Below are 17,841 nucleotides of genomic sequence, written 5' to 3' on the forward strand. Positions count from 1 at the left end.
TATTAGCATTTTATGGTAATATATAACTGCTATGATAATTTTATTTTTAATAAGAATAAAAGAGGGACTATATGGCTTTAACTAATACTCAATATGCTTCTGTTATGCGACATTACGATGACATAAGAAGCCTAAACAACAGAATACTTGATAGTCGTTATGAGGAGATTAAGAACTTATCTCCTAAGCTAGAAGAAATTGATAATAAAGTTATAGAGATTTCTTTAGAGGCGGCAAAGAGTCGAATCAATTCTACTAATGATTATGACAAGGATTTTGATTCTAAATTAAAGGCCCTTGAAGAAGAAAAGAAGCAATTGCTTATATCTCTTGGTAAACCAGCTAATTATCTCGATGATATTTATAGCTGTAAGAAGTGTCATGACACAGGTTTTATAGGCCAGGAGAAGTGTTCATGCTTTAAGAAATTTGCTATTGATCTTGTATATAGAGATTCTAATCTTAAGAACATTATTAAAGATGAGAATTTCAATACATTTTCATATAAATGGTACGATGATACAAAGATTAATCCACGTTTTGGCACTACTGCTAGACAGAACATGGAGAAGGTTTTTGCAATCGTTACTAAATTTGTTAAGAATTTCGATAAGGAATTCACTAACCTTTTAATTACCGGTAATACCGGTGTGGGCAAAACCTTCCTTACAAACTGTATCGCTAAGGAATTGCTCGATAGTTCACACAGTGTTATATATCTTACTGCTATCGAATTTTTTGAAAGTTTTGAGAGCAAGGATTTTAACAAAAATAAAGACAACGTAGTCGATACACAATATTTTCTTGATGCCGATCTTCTTATTATAGATGATTTAGGTACAGAGAATAGCAATTCATATACTAATTCTAGATTATTTTATATTATTAATGAACGTAGTATAAGAAAGAAGCCTATGATAATTTCAGCCAATCTTGAAATTAATGAAATTGGAGAAAGATACTCTGAAAGAGTCTTCTCTAGACTGCTTAGTTCCTACAAACTTTTAGGTTTGTTCGGACAGGATATTCGAATTCTTAAAAGAAATAATCATTGACTTTATCTTGCTACTTGATTATATTAGTATAGGTTTTGCAAAACAAACCAGTCACTTTTTATTGTTATATTATTATGGAGGAGTTATATTATGCCACGAGACGAACGTCATATTGCAACTATTCCTTATGGTAAATTAGGAATTATTCCATTAAAGAGCTGCACAGCTATGGGAGATAAGGTTGATAAGTACCTTGTAGATTGGAGAGAAAAGCGTGACAACGAAACTGTTCTTAGCGTAGCAGGTTACAAGAAGGATTCTTATATCCTTGATGCTAAGACACCAAGATTTGGTTCAGGTGAAGGCAAGGGAACACTTAGTGATTCAGTTAGAGGTCATGATCTTTATATCATGGTTGACGTAGCTAATTACAGTCTCACATACTCACTTAACGGCGTACCTAATAGAATGTCTCCTGATGATCACTATGCTGATCTTAAGAGAGTTATTATGGCTGCAGGTGGTAAGGCAAGACGTATTTCAGTTATTATGCCTTTCCTTTATGAGTCAAGACAGCATAAGAGAACAGGTAGAGAATCCCTTGACTGTGCTTTCATGCTTCAGGAATTAACTAATATGGGTGTTGATAACATTATCACTTTCGATGCTCATGACCCTAGAGTACAGAACGCAATTCCACTTAATGGTTTTGAATCAGTTTCATGTACATATCAGTTTGTAAAGTACCTCTTACTTGGTGTTGATGATCTTCATATCGATTCAGATCATATGATGGTTATCTCTCCTGATGAAGGTGGTATGGGACGTGCTGTATATCTTGCCAACTTACTTGGTCTTGATATGGGTATGTTCTATAAGAGAAGAGATTATACTAAGATCGTTGATGGTCGTAACCCAATCGTTGCTCATGAGTTCCTTGGAACTAATGTTGAAGGCAAGGATGTTATTATCATTGATGATATGATTTCATCTGGTGAATCTATGATTGATGTTGCTTCAGAACTTAAGAGACGTAAGGCTAACAGAGTATTCTGTGCAACAACATTCGGTCTTTTCACTAACGGATTTAAGAAGTTTGATGAAGCTTATGAGAAGGGCATCATCGATAAGATCCTTACTACTAACCTTATATACCAGCCAGAAGAGCTTTTATCTAAGCCTTGGTATATCAATGTTGATATGAGTAAGTATATGGCTCTTATCATCGATACACTTAACCATGATTCTTCAATCAGCAACTTATTAAACCCTGTTGAAAGAATCCAGAATAGAGTTAAGGAATACAACGAATTACACTACGGTAAGTAATTTGTATTTCATTTTGTAATAGTTCAGATATTTAAAAACTCCCAGGAATTTTTCCTAGGAGTTTTTTATTGCTTTTAATTTGTTACAGCATCACTGTCGCCATCGGAGTTTGCACCGCCTCCGCCATCATCATCTAATTCCACATTACTATCATTATCATTATAAGAGCCTGCTGCCCCTGAACCGGCATTACTATCTCCATCTGAATTTCCACCGGCATCTATTTCTACACCATTTTCATCCACTGCCTTTGTAGATGCATTTTCATTGGCATCCACATTCGTTGTGTTCTCACCTTGATTAGAATCCACACTTTCTGACTGTGCACTAGTGCTAGCCTCCGTTGTGGAATCTGTAGCCCCTTCTTCGTAGCTTTCAAAATTCTTCTTTTCAAAACCAGAATGAATATATTCCATGTACTGCTTAAAAATCGCCTTAGTATTTACACTAGAAAGGGTCTGTGGATAATCATAACCTATCCAAACGGAAGTTGTATAATAGGCGCTGTATCCTACAAACCAAGCATCCTTATTAGAATTTGTAGTACCAGTTTTTCCGGCAATCACTGCATTATAGCAAGAAGCCCCCACACCAGTACCGCTCTCCACAACAGTTTCTAGCATACTTGTCATCATTCTGCAGGCATTAGTTTCATAAATCCTCTCAGAAGCAATCTGACTGTGGTCCCAAACCAGCGTATTATCCACGGTTGTAATATTATTTATACAAGTGGCCTTTCTATAATAGCCATCGTTTTCAATAGTTGCATAGGCTGCTGCCATCTCCACAGTAGACACGCCGTAAGTAAAACCACCAAGGGCTGCTGCGTTGTATTCCTTGTCCATCCAAATCTTATGGAAGCCCATGTTTAATAAAAATGAAATACCACCGCTAGGAGTTATCTCTTGGAATATCTTCCACGCCACCGTATTTTTAGAAAGCTTAACAGCATCTCTTAAGGTCATCTCTCCCGCATAGTAACCATCTGCGTTTGCCGGTCCATTTTCAATATACTCATCCACCACAATAGAATCTGGTGTATGTCCTAGCTGCAAATATGGAAGATAACATATCAGCGGCTTTATTGAAGAACCGGGCTGTCTATAGCTTTGGTAGGCTCTATTAAGTGTAAGGCCTACTAAATCCTGACTTCTTGCACCAACGATTGCCACCACAAGGCCCGTTTCATTATCTATACTTGTAGCTGCTCCCTGCAAGCTATAAACCCCGCTATCACCTGTTTCACTGCTCCAAGAAAGATTTTCATCCACAGATTCCTGAAGGGCGTTTTGCGCCGACATATCTATACTTGTATTAATTATGTAGCCACCGGAAATTAAAAGCTGCTGACAGTAGGTGTAGAAAGCCTCGTAGTCCTCGCAGTAGCCATCATAGTCCTCATCACTTGTAAAGTTAGACCTAAAGTCAAAACCGTAAAGGTCCATTAGAGCCTCTGTGGCACAGTGTCTTGCATAAGTTACTACAGAATTATTAGTAGCGGCTACGGATTTAGCGTTAAGGCTAACGACTTCATTTTCAGCCACCAAATAATCAAGTTCCGAAATATAGCTATATTCGTAAAGCTCGTGCAATATGATATCGCGACGATACACGGTGTTGTCGTAATTAGTTAGAGGATTGTACTTTGTAGGATTGTTTGGAATGGCAGCAATAAAGGCCATCTCTGATAAATCTAGCTGGTCAATGGTCTTTTGAAAATATCCAAGACTTGCGGCCTGCACCCCGTAATAACCATTTCCAAAGTAAATGTTATTAAGATAAAACTCTAGAATCTGCTCTTTAGAGTATTTCGCCTCAAGCTCCTGAGCAAGGAAAATCTCCTCTACCTTTCGCTCCCAGCTAACTTCCTGACTTAAGTAAATGTTTCTTGCTAGCTGCTGTGTAATGGTACTTGCACCTTGAACAATGTCGTTGGCTTTTTGATTGGCTATAACCGCTCTTATAATAGCCTTATAGTCAACGCCCTGATGCTTGTAATAATCTCTATCCTCCATAACTACAAAGGCATTGACTAGATTTTCTGGGATATCCTCATAAGCCACGTAATACATATCTTTAGTATCACGCATACTGCCTATTTCATTGCCATCCTTGTCATTAATAATTGTAGTCTGGCTACCATTAAAATCATTAAGACTGCTTGTAGAGGCTATCTTGCAGGCGTCATCATATAGCTCTGTTATTCTTTGAATTTTTGGCCAAAATATAATTAAAGCCACTAATATTATTAGTATTAGTAGGCCAAGAATCACTTTTCCCACTGATCTTTTCTTTTTCTTTTTTCCCTTAGATTTAGAAGTGGCTGTGCTTCCCCCAGTTTTTGTAGTTGTCATAATATCCTCCATTAATAGCCCCGTAATTTGTGGCTATTTACTATCCTCATTACTCTTCTAATATTATAACAAGTTTTAAATATAATCTCTATTTTATTACGATAAATTTTATACAAAAATAACCGGCGCGAATTATCGCACCGGTTTAAATTCATTTTACTTATAATATGTCAAATAAACATTGCCTGCCTCTGTAAATATCTTACTTGCAGCAGTAATTGTCTTTGTTTCTGTTGCTGATGTTGCTAAATCAATGTATGTAATATTATCTGAATCGTAAGCTGTAATAATACAGTAACTATTATCTCCTGTCTTAGCAACTAGTGGATAGCCATCTGCCACATAATTTAATAACTTATCAACGCTTAAGCCGCTAATACTTAATGGCTGTAAATTATCAGCAGTTTTAAGGGCGTCAATGACTGATAGGCCAGAGGACATAAGACTTGCAATATTAATATTCTCACCTGCATAATTAGCTAGGGTCTGTGCCGCTGTGGCTATTGTTGAACTTGAACTTGTAATACTTAAGTTTGATAAAGAGCTCTGAGTACTCTTATATCTTCTATAAACTAAGTTAGCATTGTTATCAAGCACATAGCCGTAACTATCGTAAGCCTTACTAATGGCAGTATTTAAATTTTCATAACTTTGTAGGTATCTTCCATATGCATAAACATAATACTTACCTTCACCTGTTATAGTCTTGTCTAAATCCACCCATTTCTTCTCATTATAGACGATTTTTTCTGATGCTCTAAGAGAAACTCCACTTGTGGAAGAAGCCGCCTTAAAAAGCAAAATACGAGTTTCTGTAAGTCTTGCAGTTGTAGTGGCTGTAACCACACTAAGCTCGTCCTCAACTACATTTTCATCCTTATTAATAAGCTGGTCAATTGTTGAAGAAACATAGCTATCACCTGACTTTGTCACTCTTGTAAGAGTAACTCTCTTACCGTCAATCTCAGCATTACTAATGTAAATGCCATCCTGCTCATATTCCTTAATTACGTTATATTCGCTATCCATAATGCAAACCTTATACATAGCAAAAATCTCGTTACCCATATCATCAGAACTAATATCTGACTTGTGAGCTATACCATAAGCGCAGTCCCCATCAATAAAGCCGATGACATTGAGGCTATCTCCCTCATCTGCCTTAATCTGATAATCAGAACTGTTGGCCATATTATAAATTCTAAGAGTATCTGTATTATTTAAATCTCCGCTTGTGCTATAACAAATTGTTGAACCGTCCTCAGATACTGCATAAGTGCCCTCAACTAAATCTGTTACAACCTCCATAATCTCTAAACTTGAAATATCAATAGAGTAAAGAGTGTCATCCACAAGGCAGTAGAATTTATTCTCATTAAGATAAGCAATACCGCCGGCATTCTCAGAAAGCACAGTATAGCTTGTGTTTAGCGGAATAAATACAACCTCGTTAACAATATTATCTGAGTAATCGTACTGGTAAAGGGAAATTCCCACTTCACCCTCATGCTCGCCTCTGTTCATGTAACCCATGACAGCAAAAGTGGCATCGCCGTTACTATCTACATTTATAAGTTTAAAGTCATGGTCTAGATAATCCTCACGAACCGAGTCTGTATCCTCACTACTAAAGGAGAATACACTTGTGAAAATGTTATCTGAGACGCTATAGCACCAAAGAGATCCATTATTTACAAAATAGTTGTAAGCTCCATCCTCATCAGAAAGCATATTAACTTCTGTAGTGGATGTAATACCAAGATCAATTCTTGTTGTGGTTACTAAATCATTTTTCGCATCAAAAATCTGATTGGCATCGCGCTCGTAATTAAGCAGATAAAATCTCTGACTTGTCTTTCTAACTCTGTAATATTCATTAACCACGTAAGTGTCGTAAGAACCGTAGCTATTCTCTGCACCCATTCTATATTCAAGGCAAATAACTGCAATCTCTGAATTTACATCCTTAACGCTAATTTGAATATCACTTTCAAGATATGGATCTAAATCACCCCAGGTAATCATTGAACTACTTGAGTAAATGTCCACATGTCCGAAATTATCATTAGCACTTGAACTACTTGACTCCAAGTAATTTGCAATCTCATTAACTCTTGAGGAATCAAAAGTTACTTCGTTGAAATTTAAAACAAAATCAAGGTATTCCTGAATATCATAACTATCGCCCTTAATAATGTTGGCATAGTAATGAGCCTCTTTATCCCCTTCAAGGTCTAACACAATTTCAAGAGAATATTTCACATCATCATCAATTAAATTCTTAAGAGTAAAAGAAACATCAATGTAATCAGAAACCACACTAAAATCCTTTACTTCATTGCTTTCATACAAATCCCCAGAATCTAAATCTCTTACCTTATAAGTAATGCCTTCAACCTCTGTACCATAAGTATTAATTGAAAGGCTTACGCTTCTATCTGTTCCAATAGGGGTAATATCCTCGCAGTCCATAGTGGAATCAATTTCCTCTGTATAGCCATGAAGGGCATTATAACTATTGCCTGCATCTGTCTTAAAGTACACAATCGGAAGGCTAGCCTGTGACATAGTAGTATATGAAGCCTCTTCCGCTTCTAATTCCATTGTTAAAAATGTAAGAACTCCCGTAACTACAAAAATAATTCCAAGAATCCAATGTTTCATCTTTAAATTCTTTTTTGTCTCCATAATAATCTCCCATCAATAATCTGAAATGTCTATAGTCAAGACTCGCACGCGAGTCTTGCGCGCCGGATTCGGGTCTGCTTCAGATGTAGCAAACACTCCGTGTTTGCTACTTAGCGTCAGCCTAATTTTGCGAAGCAAAATTCTAATGGCTGATGTTCCTACTGCAGACAAATTCCTGTCCGAATCCGTGCGCATCCTCGCGGAGCGTTTAACTCAGTCGGAGCTTGTACTCCGACTGAGTTAAATAAGTCTAGACAAGGTCAGATCTAAATTAAGTGCCTGATTCATTGTATCATTTACAAGTCTCGCACCTTTATTTCCCTCTTTTTTAGAATTCTTAACCCCGCGAATCAAGAGATTCTTAGGTGTATGTTCCATATCAATAAACTCTAAAATCTGTGTGTCATAACCATTGGCCTCAAGCATCTTAGCTCTTGAAGCATCTGTTATAATTGCTGCTAATCTCTCCTTTAAAATTCCATAATCCATAACTGGCTTTAGAATTTCATTATCAATTGTCTTATTAGCTTCATGCTGGCAGCAAGGTACCGACAAGATGACCTTAGCTCCCCACTTGACTGCATTTGCCAAGGCATAATCCGTTGCGGTATCGCAGGCGTGGAGGGTAACTACCATATCCACAGCATCCACATCCTTATATGAAGCAATATCTCCCACATAGAAATTTAGCTTATCATATCCATAATCCTTAGCAAGGGCATTACAGTTATTAATTACATCCTCTTTTAAATCAAGTCCAATAACACGAATGTCATAGCCCTTTAAAACCTTAAGATAATAGTACATGGCAAATGTTAAATAAGACTTACCACAACCAAAATCAATAATTGTCTGCTCTCTATCCTTAGATAGGGATGGTAAAATATCTTCAATAAACTCTAAGAATCTATTAATCTGCTTAAACTTATCATATCTAGAATTAACAATCTTACCCTCCTTAGTCATAACCCCAAGGTCAACTAAGAATGGAACAAGGATTCCTTCTTCTAAAATGTATCTCTTTTTCTTATTGTGATTAAGGTCCCTCATAGCCTTCACTTCCTTAGCCTTCTTTAGCTTAATAGTGTAGTGCTGTTCCTGACCTTCCTTATATTTAGAAGCAAGAACAAGTCCTGTGGCATCAGTTAAGTTAAACTGAGCCTGACTAAATTCCTTTAAATATTCCTTAATTGCTTCTATTAGTTCTCCCTTTTCCAAGTTCTTATGAAAAGCCTGTCTTCCTACAAACTCCTCTGCCTGGAAAAGCAATTTATCATTAATCTTTACAGGTCTAATTTTAACCCTGTAAGCCTTCTTTTCATCTTTTTTTCGTCTAGCTGAAATTGTACAATCTATTAACTTCTCATTTAAATTCGATTCTAAAAATTCCTTTAATTCCATACTTAATCCAATCTTATCTCTTATATTCCTATTTAATTACAAAAAACTATCTTCTAAATTATACCTTTATTTTCCCCTCTTGTTAAGTAAAAAAAGGGGCGCAATTTCTGCGCCCCAAAATTTTTTTATTTAGCTGCTCCAAGTCTTGCAAGTGATCTCTTTAATGCCATCTCTGCTCTAGCTACATCAAGGTTAGGATCCTTAGCCGAAAGACGTCTCTCAGCTCTAACTCTAGCCTCATTAGCTCTATTAACATCGATTTCATCCGGCCACTCTGCAACCTCTGCAAGGATTGTCACCTTATCCTTAAGAATTTCGATGATACCACCATGAATAGCAGCTTTTTCAACTTCATTACCATGATGAATCTTAAGTACACATGGTACAACTACTGATGTAAGAGGAATATGCTGTGGAAAAACACCAATCTCTCCCTCTGAAGTAGCAAGTTCAACCATAGTAACAGAATCGTCTTCATAAAAAACTCTATCTGGTGTATTAACCAGAAGCTTCATAGTCTCTGCCATGGTAATCCTCCTTTACATGCAAAAGCATCTCAAATATACAATCTAGTCAAGCAAATTTTACTTTACCTTAGCTAATACATCATCAATGCTACCGCAGTTAAGGAAGTAACTTTCTGGAATATCATCATGCTTACCTTCAAGGATTTCCTTGAAGCCCTGGATTGTATCCTGGATAGAAACATATCTACCCTCCAAGCCTGTAAACTGTCCAGCAACGTGGAATGGCTGAGATAAGAATCTCTGAACCTTTCTTGCTCTAGATACAACAAGCTTATCTTCTTCTGATAATTCATCCATACCAAGGATAGCAATGATATCCTGTAATTCCTTATATCTCTGTAAGATTTCCTGAACGGCACGAGCTGTCTTATAATGCTCCTCACCTACGACTCTAGGGTCAAGGATTCTTGATGTTGACTCAAGTGGATCTACAGCTGGGTAGATACCAAGTTCTACGATAGAACGTGAAAGAACTGTTGTAGCATCAAGATGGGCAAATGTTGTAGCTGGCGCTGGGTCAGTTAAATCATCCGCAGGTACATAAACGGCCTGAACTGAAGTGATAGAACCGTTCTTTGTTGATGTGATACGCTCCTGAAGAGCACCCATTTCAGTCTGAAGTGTTGGCTGGTAACCAACGGCTGATGGCATACGTCCAAGTAAGGCTGAAACCTCTGAACCTGCCTGAGTAAATCTGTAGATATTATCGATGAAAAGAAGTACATCCTTTCCACCCTTATCTCTGAAGTACTCAGCCATTGTAAGACCTGTTAAACCAACTCTCATTCTAGCTCCAGGTGGTTCGTTCATCTGACCAAATACCATTGTTGTTTTTTCGATAACGCCTGATTCCATCATTTCATGGTAAAGATCGTTACCCTCTCTTGTACGCTCGCCTACACCTGTGAATACTGAATATCCACCGTGCTCAGTAGCGATATTTCTAATAAGTTCCTGAATAAGAACTGTCTTACCTACACCGGCACCACCGAATAGACCGATTTTACCACCCTTCTGGTAAGGGCAAAGTAAATCTACTACCTTGATACCTGTCTCTAACATCTCTGTGTTAGTAGCCTGTTCAGCAAATGTAGGAGCCTGTCTATGAATAGGCATATACTCTTCTACATCTGGAGTTGGCTTGTTATCAATAGGATCACCTAATACGTTAAAGATACGTCCAAGTGTGTTTTCACCAACTGGAACAGAAATTGGCTTTCCTGTAGCTTCTGCTTCCATACCTCTAACCAAACCATCTGTAGGACCAAGGGCGATACATCTTACTGTATCGTCACCAAGATGCTGTGCAACCTCGACTACGAGCTTGCCGCCGTCATTAGTCTTTATGTTGATGGCTGAATTAATTTCTGGAAGATTACCCTCAGTGAACTTAATATCAATTACGGCACTGATGATCTGAGTAATCTTACCGATATTCTTATCTGCCATTACTAACCTCCATTATTAGTTAAATAAAAGATTTATTTTAAATCTAACAGTATAACTTAATTAAGCACTCTTAATTAGCCAGTAGCATTTGCACCACCGATAATCTCTGTAATCTCCTGAGTAATAGCGCCCTGACGAGCTCTGTTGTACTGAAGAGATAACTTGGAAATTAGATCCTCAGCGTTACTTGTAGCATTATCCATAGCCTGCATACGAGCACCATTTTCACTGGCAACAGATTCAATTAAGGCACCATAGATAAGTGAGCATACATACTTTGGTATGATCATATCAAGTGCTTCATCTTCCTCTGGCTCGTAGCTCATTGGAGTTGTATCTACCTTCTTATCGCCTTCCTCAGACTTTAAGTCCTCAGTTGATACTGGTAATAACTTAATAAGCTTTGGAATATGCACTACTGTGTTCTTAAATGATGTATAGGCAAGATAAATCTCACCGATTTCACCTGCAGCAAATCTTTCAAGTAATTCGTCGCAGATTTCCTTCGCATCAGTGTAGAGAGGTTCATTAATTACATCAGAACAATCCTTTGCAATGTTGTAACCTTTTCTCTTAAGGAAATCTCTTCCCTTAGTACCGATAGCAATAATATCTACATCATCCTTGTTAAAACCACTATTGATTATGAGTTTATCAATGTTCGAGTTATAACCACCCGCTAATCCTCTGTTACCTGTTATTGTAATAACTGCCTTCTTAGTAGATTCGCCAGCCACTAAATATCTATGATTGATATTTCCTGACTTAGCTAAAATGTTACTAACAGTTTCATACATAAGATCTGAGTATGGCTTTGTTGATTCAGCCTTACCCTTAGCTCTCTGTAACTTAACAGTGGAAACGAGCTTCATGGCTTTGGTAATCTGACCAGTGCTTTGTATACTGTCTCTACGTCTTTTTATGTCTCTCATTGAGGCCATAAAATTTACCTCCGTTTCCTAAAAGCTAGTAAATGTAGCGACTACATTTTACTAATTACTTAAAACTCTTCTTGAACTCTTCAATAGCATTAACAAGTGCTTTTTCGTTCTCCTCTGATAATTCCTTAGTAGACTTAATCTGCTCTGGAATTGTAGGATACTTTGTATTGATGAAGTCAAATAAACCTGTTTCAAAATCGCCAATCTTTTCTGTTGGGATATCAAGTACATACTTTCTTGTTACAGCAAAGATAATAATTACCTGATATTCAACTGGCATTGGCTTATACTGAGGCTGCTTAAGCATTTCTCTGATTCTTTCACCCTGTGCTAACTTCTCTCTTGTATCAGCATCTAAGTCTGAACCAAACTGAGCAAATGAAGCCAACTCTCTAAACTGAGCTAACTCAGTTCTGATAGGAGCAGAAATCTTCTTAATAGCCTTAATCTGAGCAGCACCACCAACTCGAGATACAGATAAACCGGCATTAATAGCTGGTCTGAAACCTGAGTTAAACATTTCTGTCTCAAGATAGATCTGACCATCTGTGATAGAAATTACGTTAGTTGGGATATATGCTGAAACATCGCCTGCCTGAGTTTCAATGATAGGAAGCGCTGTTAAAGAACCTCCACCATATTCCTCTGACATTCTTGCTGCTCTCTCTAATAATCTTGAATGTAAATAGAATACATCACCAGGGTAAGCTTCACGACCTGGAGCTCTCTTTAAAAGAAGTGATAATGTACGGTATGCAGCAGCATGCTTACTTAAATCATCATATACTACTAATACATCTTCACCGTTTTCCATCCACTCTTCACCAATAGCACAACCTGAGTAAGGAGCGATATACTGTAATGGAGCAAGCTCTGAAGCAGTAGCTGCAACTACAGTTGTATATGCCATAGCACCATATTCTTCAAGTGTCTTTACGATTGTAGCAACTGTTGAAGCCTTCTGACCAATAGCTACATAAATACAATGTACGCCCTGGCCCTTCTGATTAATAATTGTATCAATTGCGATGGCTGTCTTACCTGTCTGACGGTCACCGATAATTAATTCTCTCTGTCCTCTACCAATTGGCACCATGGCATCAATAGCCTTAATACCTGTCTGGAGTGGTGTATCAACTGACTTTCTTGTGATAACACCTGAGGCAACTCTTTCAATCTGACGGAACTTAGTTGTATTAAGAGGTCCCTTGCCATCGATAGGCTGGCCAAGGGCGTTAACAACTCTTCCTGTCAATGCATCACCAACTGGAACCTCAACAACTCGGCCAGTTGTCTTTACTGTATCACCTTCGTTAATGTTCTTGTTTGAACCAAGTAATACGGCACCTACGTTATCTTCTTCTAGGTTTAATACCATTCCGTATACTTCGCCAGGGAATTCAAGAAGTTCACCCTGCATGGCCTTCTCTAATCCGTGAACACGGGCGATACCATCCGCAACCTGAATTACTGTACCAACATCTGATACTTCAAGTTCGGTAGAATATCTTTTAATCTGTTCTTTTATAACTGAACTGATTTCTTCCGGTCTTAAATTCATTGTTTAGAAACCCTTTCTTAAAGTTTATTTTAAAACTAAGCTAACTGAATACCACTAAGTTCATTAGCCATATTGGCGAGTTTAGTTTTTATGCTACTATCTACAACTCTATCCTTAATTCTAATAATCATACCAGCAATAAGACTTTCATCAATTGCATAGTTAATCTTGAATTCTTTATAGTCTGTTGTAGCAAGAAGCTTAGCTTCTACCGCCTTCTTCTGAGCATCTGTAAGCTCGCTAGCAGTAGTTACATAAGCAATGCCGATCTTCTTATATTCAAGTACCTTTTCAACAAAGTACTCCAATGTATCAACAATGTTTCCTTGTCTGTCCTTAGAAACCATGAGAGTTAATAAACCTGTCATGTCCTTTGAGACAAATTTTTCAAAAACATTCTTAATAACTGTTTCTTTCTCTTCTTTTTCAACCTTTGGGTGTGCGAGAAGCTTTTCTAAATCTGGATTAGCCTTAAAGCTATCGATTACAGCTACTGCCTCCTCGTATAAACTATCCATACTAGATTCAGAAACAGCTAATTCAAACAAAGCATCACCGTAGGTTGTTTCTACTAGCTTAGCCATGTTTTATCACCCATTTCGTTTAAAGTCTCTTCAATAAGAGCATTACTGTCGCTTTCATTAATTGACTTAGAAACTAACTTAGAAGCCATTGCTGCAGCAACAACAACGATCTGCTGCTTAACTTCATCAGCAACTTTCTGCTTTTCAAGCTCTGCTTCTTTATTAGCCTGCGCAATAATTCTAGCTGCTTCTTCTTTACCCTCGTCAATAAGTCTCTGCTTATTATGCTCGCCAGTCTTTCTAGCATCACTTAAAATGCTTTCTGCTTCTTTACTAGCAGCCTTAAGCTTAGCCTCGTATTCCTGCTTCATAGCAAGGGCATCTTCTTTATCCTTAGCAGCACCTTCAATATCACTTGTAATCTTATCCTGACGCTTCTTTAACATGTTACGTACTGGATTAAAAAGGATATATGAAAGTAATATAAATAGGATGAAGACATTAATTAATGTTATTGCAGCATCAAAAAGGAGCTGTGCATCCAAGCCAAATAATCGTCCTTCAAGGACAATTGCTGTATTTCCTAACAAATTCACTTGTTGGCCTCCTTTCTATTATCTTACTTCGATATGTCTTAATCTTACTTAAAAGGCTTAACGAACATTAAGATAATAGCTACGGCGAAACCGTAAAGACCTGTTGTTTCGGCAACGGCCTGACCAAGTAACATAGTTGACTGAATCTGTGACTGAGCACCTGGGTTACGACCTACTGCTGAAGCACCGTGACCTGCGGCAATACCCTGACCTACACCAGGTCCAACACCGGCGATCATTGCGATACCTGCACCAATTGCTGACATAGCATTAATAAATTCCTGTCCTGAAATATTCATGTTGAATTCCTCCATTAAATTAAAAATTTGTTTTTAGGTTTTTGCCTTAATCGGCAATCTTGTCGTTAACATAAACCATAGTTAACATACTAAATACATACGCCTGAATGCATCCTGAGAAGATATCAAAATATGCATGGAGTATTGATGGGTAAGCTACTGTGAATGGACCAAGTAAATCATAGATTAAGCCCATAAGTACTGTACCCGACATTACGTTACCAAATAGACGTAATGATAATGACAACGGAACTGCAAATTCACCAATTAAATTGATTGGGAATAAGAACCAAATTGGCTGGAACAATGCGCCAAAATGTCCTAACTTATTCTTCTTAATACCATTGAACTGTACTAAGACGAAAGTTATAAGACCAAGGCATAATGTTACGCCGTAGTCCGCTGTAGGCGGTCTCAGACCGAAAATTCCCGAAATATTTGATATGATAATAAAGATAAATAACGCAGAAATGTAATTCTTGAATCTGTAAGCATTGCTGCCCATGATTCCATCAACCATTCCGCCTAACATATCTACTATCATTTCGACAATATTCTGGAATGTTCCCGGTGTGTCCGTGGCATTAACTTTGTTGATCTTCACTCTAGCAATAATTGCCATAATGATGATGAAGACTGACACAATCAACATAGCTACGTGAGTTGAATCAATACCTAGTTCTACACCGCCTAGCTTAAAAGTGTAAAACGTTTGGATCATAAAGCTTGAATCACCAGCTACTGATGTGTTTAAACTTAAAGCGCCCACCTTCTCACCTTCCTTTTCTTTAAGATAGTAATTTATGAGTAAACGGCTCAATATAAGCCGCTACTTTCATTGAAAACATGCCAATAATGGCACAAACTGGGTTACCTGCGTGTAATAAAAAGAGTAGCAAAAAAACAGCTATCATTACCAGTAACCTAATAAGATAACCCAAGATATAAGATTTAGAGCCTTGTTCGTTGCCGTAAACTACTTTACGGATTACAAAACTCATATGAATGGATGAAAAAATAGCATAGAACACGCCAAAAGAAAGCCCAGAAACACAATATCCTTTGTTATCTGGAACTGCTATTAAGATGATGATTGCACCGATTACAAAATATAATCCTTCTACCAAAATCATTCCTGGTAGGCTTTCATTAACTTGCTTGATTCTTTCTAGCATCTATCTACCATCCTTACAATTTGTTTATTCGTCACGTTCATTCTTGTGTTCACGGTTGTAATTATCCAACTTCTCCTGAATAAGCGCTTCTTCATCTCTTTTCCGCTTAGCTTCTTCTTGCACTATCGTTGCTTTAACGAGAGCATAAGCGTTCCTTCCTCCTGCCGCTATACCTAGTATCGTTAATACTAGGGAAAAGAGATTCGTGTTAAATTTTCCATCTAGCCAAACACCCAGCGCGACGCACACGAAAAGTGGCACCATCACACAAATACTTATCTGGGATACTAGCACTATATTTCTTAATGCCTTACCTTTGTTCTCCATACCGTATATCCCTTCAAAACAGATACCAATATTTTACCATTTAATCAAGAAAATGTCTACATTTTGTTAATTTTGTATCAAATTTAATTCAATTATTCATTTGAATTTTGCATACATTATTGTTATAATTTGTTTAATATATAATTTATATCACATACATGGGGAGGTGATTAAATTGGCAACACTTTATAGAAAAAGACTTGTTCCTATGGAATGCGTAGAGCTTAAAGATGATGTTATTGTTTACCAGGATGCAGATAGAATCGTAACCGTATGGAATACGCTTAAGCCCAAGAAAGAATTCTCACATGGTATATCTTATTATGTGATGAACGAAGGCATTAAGGTCAGTAAGTTCTATAGAGATGATAATTCTCTTACCTATATATATGTGGATATAATCGACACAGAATATAATAAAGAAGAAGATAAGTTCATTTTTACTGATTTAATCGCAGATGTTATTGTTAATGAAGACGGTAATTATCGCGTAGTTGATTTAGACGAATTAGCAGATGCTTTCAAAAGCGACATAATTTCTAAGGACTATTTAGTAGCATCCCTGAATAGACTAAACAATCTACTGCTTTCAATATATAGCGGCAGCTTTAAGGAATATGTAAAATTTATTGAGCGCTTCGAGGCTAACATAAAAGTAATTTAAAAACAAAGGCTTTAATATCTCTAGAAATTCTAGGATACTAAAGCCTTTTATTATTATGATTATAATTTAAATGTAATCTCTCTCTGACTTTCGTGATACTTAACGATTTCAACACCTGCTGCCTTTAGCATTCTCTTTGATGCTATAACAGAAGCTGTATCTGCGTACTTGTCGCAGTCGTAAACCACTGTCTTTATGCCAGATTGAATAATTGCCTTTGCACATTCATTACACGGAAAAAGTGTAACATATATCTTAGAACCGTCTAAACTTCCACCGCGATAGTTAAGAATTGCATTTAACTCACTATGTGTTGTGTAAAGATACTTGTTCTCAAGAGGGTCGCCCTCTCTGCACCATGGAAATTCATCATCTGAACAACCAATTGGCAATCCGTTATATCCCATAGATAAAATCTTATTGTCCTGACTTACTATACAAGCTCCCACCTGAGTGTTAGGGTCCTTTGATCTAAAGGCCGATAGCTTAGCCACTCCCATAAAATATTCATCCCATGAAATATAGTCAGTTCTCTTCTGACTCATATAGTTACACCTCCCTTTATATAGTCTAAATTTCTAGTCTTCTAACATGCTTATTCTTCTAATGTGTCTTTCATCATTAGAGAACTTAGCTTCTAAAAATGTATCAGCGATTCTAAATGCTAATTCTGGTCCAAGTACTCTTGCACCCATACATAATACGTTAGCGTTGTTGTGCTCTCTTGTAGCCTGAGCAGAGAAGCAGTCGCTACATAATGCAGCTCTGATGCCCTTTACCTTGTTTGCTGCAATGCTCATACCAATACCTGTACCGCAAAGTAAGATACCAAGTTCAGCTTCTGAAGATAAAACTGATTCGCAAACCTGCTTTGCATAAACTGGATAATCACAAGAATCCTTTGTATAAGTACCCTTATCAATTACTTCGTAGCCCTTCTTTTCTAAATGTGCTACTAACTGTTCCTTTAATTCGATTGCGCCGTGATCGCATCCAATTGCTAATTTCATA

18 protein-coding genes are annotated in these 17,841 nt (G+C 37.3%); 3 read left to right on the forward strand and 15 right to left on the reverse strand.

Going from position 1 to position 17,841, the window contains the following annotated elements; all coding sequences use genetic code 11:
- The first annotated feature begins 71 nt into the window (after positions 1-71).
- Together G600_RS0105075 and G600_RS0105080 are read left to right on the forward strand one after the other, a co-directional pair.
- The gene (locus G600_RS0105075) at positions 72-1,055 is read left to right on the forward strand and encodes an ATP-binding protein (RefSeq protein ID WP_027430980.1); all 984 of its coding nucleotides are present in this window, start codon (positions 72-74) and stop codon (positions 1,053-1,055) included.
- A gap of 90 nt (positions 1,056-1,145) precedes the next feature.
- Positions 1,146-2,324 carry a ribose-phosphate pyrophosphokinase gene (locus tag G600_RS0105080; protein ID WP_027430981.1) on the forward strand — a complete coding sequence of 393 codons (1,179 nt, stop codon included), beginning with the start codon at positions 1,146-1,148 and terminating at the stop codon, positions 2,322-2,324.
- A 74-nt stretch (positions 2,325-2,398) separates the two neighbouring features.
- Here the strand turns inward: G600_RS0105080 and G600_RS0105085 are convergent, their stop codons facing one another.
- From G600_RS0105085 to G600_RS0105145, 13 genes are all read right to left on the reverse strand, one after another.
- Positions 2,399-4,678, reverse strand: a complete 2,280-nt coding sequence (locus G600_RS0105085; RefSeq protein WP_081669413.1) for a transglycosylase domain-containing protein — start codon at positions 4,676-4,678, stop codon at positions 2,399-2,401.
- A 156-nt stretch (positions 4,679-4,834) separates the two neighbouring features.
- Positions 4,835-7,366: a hypothetical protein gene (locus G600_RS0105090; RefSeq protein WP_027430983.1), complete on the reverse strand. Its 2,532-nt coding sequence runs from the start codon at positions 7,364-7,366 to the stop codon at positions 4,835-4,837.
- Positions 7,367-7,606: 240 nt separating this feature from the next.
- Entirely contained in the window at positions 7,607-8,767 is a 1,161-nt protein-coding gene (locus G600_RS0105095; protein WP_034245590.1) for a class I SAM-dependent methyltransferase, read from the reverse strand.
- A 125-nt stretch (positions 8,768-8,892) separates the two neighbouring features.
- Positions 8,893-9,294 carry an ATP synthase F1 subunit epsilon gene (atpC, locus tag G600_RS0105100; RefSeq protein WP_027430985.1) on the reverse strand — a complete coding sequence of 134 codons (402 nt, stop codon included), beginning with the start codon at positions 9,292-9,294 and terminating at the stop codon, positions 8,893-8,895.
- A gap of 57 nt (positions 9,295-9,351) precedes the next feature.
- Entirely contained in the window at positions 9,352-10,743 is a 1,392-nt protein-coding gene (gene atpD / locus G600_RS0105105) for a F0F1 ATP synthase subunit beta (RefSeq protein WP_027430986.1), read from the reverse strand.
- A 74-nt stretch (positions 10,744-10,817) separates the two neighbouring features.
- Entirely contained in the window at positions 10,818-11,684 is an 867-nt protein-coding gene (atpG, locus tag G600_RS0105110; protein WP_027430987.1) for an ATP synthase F1 subunit gamma, read from the reverse strand.
- A 55-nt stretch (positions 11,685-11,739) separates the two neighbouring features.
- Positions 11,740-13,245 carry a F0F1 ATP synthase subunit alpha gene (atpA, locus tag G600_RS0105115; RefSeq protein ID WP_027430988.1) on the reverse strand — a complete coding sequence of 502 codons (1,506 nt, stop codon included), beginning with the start codon at positions 13,243-13,245 and terminating at the stop codon, positions 11,740-11,742.
- Positions 13,246-13,280: 35 nt separating this feature from the next.
- Positions 13,281-13,829 (reverse strand): ATP synthase F1 subunit delta, encoded by a 549-nt coding sequence (gene atpH, locus G600_RS0105120; RefSeq protein ID WP_027430989.1) that lies wholly within the window; start codon positions 13,827-13,829, stop codon positions 13,281-13,283.
- Positions 13,817-14,365 (reverse strand): F0F1 ATP synthase subunit B, encoded by a 549-nt coding sequence (gene atpF, locus G600_RS0105125; protein WP_330361980.1) that lies wholly within the window; start codon positions 14,363-14,365, stop codon positions 13,817-13,819. The genes atpH and atpF overlap by 13 nt, the downstream gene beginning before the upstream one ends.
- Positions 14,366-14,409: 44 nt before the next feature.
- Positions 14,410-14,664 carry an ATP synthase F0 subunit C gene (gene atpE, locus G600_RS0105130; protein ID WP_027430991.1) on the reverse strand — a complete coding sequence of 85 codons (255 nt, stop codon included), beginning with the start codon at positions 14,662-14,664 and terminating at the stop codon, positions 14,410-14,412.
- A 46-nt stretch (positions 14,665-14,710) separates the two neighbouring features.
- On the reverse strand, positions 14,711-15,385 hold the full coding sequence (gene atpB / locus G600_RS0105135) for a F0F1 ATP synthase subunit A (protein ID WP_051195372.1): 675 nt from the start codon (positions 15,383-15,385) through the stop codon (positions 14,711-14,713).
- Between the two features lie 67 nt (positions 15,386-15,452).
- Positions 15,453-15,839, reverse strand: coding sequence for a hypothetical protein (locus tag G600_RS0105140; protein ID WP_027430993.1), 387 nt, complete (start codon positions 15,837-15,839; stop codon positions 15,453-15,455).
- A 24-nt stretch (positions 15,840-15,863) separates the two neighbouring features.
- Positions 15,864-16,166, reverse strand: coding sequence for an AtpZ/AtpI family protein (locus G600_RS0105145; RefSeq protein ID WP_027430994.1), 303 nt, complete (start codon positions 16,164-16,166; stop codon positions 15,864-15,866).
- A gap of 175 nt (positions 16,167-16,341) precedes the next feature.
- On the opposite strand from G600_RS0105145, the gene G600_RS0105150 reads away from it, so the two are divergent.
- On the forward strand, positions 16,342-16,830 hold the full coding sequence (locus tag G600_RS0105150; protein WP_034245594.1) for a DUF402 domain-containing protein: 489 nt from the start codon (positions 16,342-16,344) through the stop codon (positions 16,828-16,830).
- A 59-nt stretch (positions 16,831-16,889) separates the two neighbouring features.
- On the opposite strand, the gene G600_RS0105155 is transcribed toward G600_RS0105150, so the two are convergent.
- Positions 16,890-17,375 carry a deoxycytidylate deaminase gene (locus G600_RS0105155; protein ID WP_027430996.1) on the reverse strand — a complete coding sequence of 162 codons (486 nt, stop codon included), beginning with the start codon at positions 17,373-17,375 and terminating at the stop codon, positions 16,890-16,892.
- Between the two features lie 33 nt (positions 17,376-17,408).
- A complete protein-coding gene (rpiB, locus tag G600_RS0105160; RefSeq protein ID WP_027430997.1) occupies positions 17,409-17,840 on the reverse strand; it encodes a ribose 5-phosphate isomerase B in 432 nt (143 codons plus the stop codon).
- Position 17,841: the final 1 nt, after the last annotated feature.

It is taken from the genome of Lachnospira multipara ATCC 19207 (assembly GCF_000424105.1).
Lineage (GTDB): Bacteria > Bacillota > Clostridia > Lachnospirales > Lachnospiraceae > Lachnospira > Lachnospira multipara.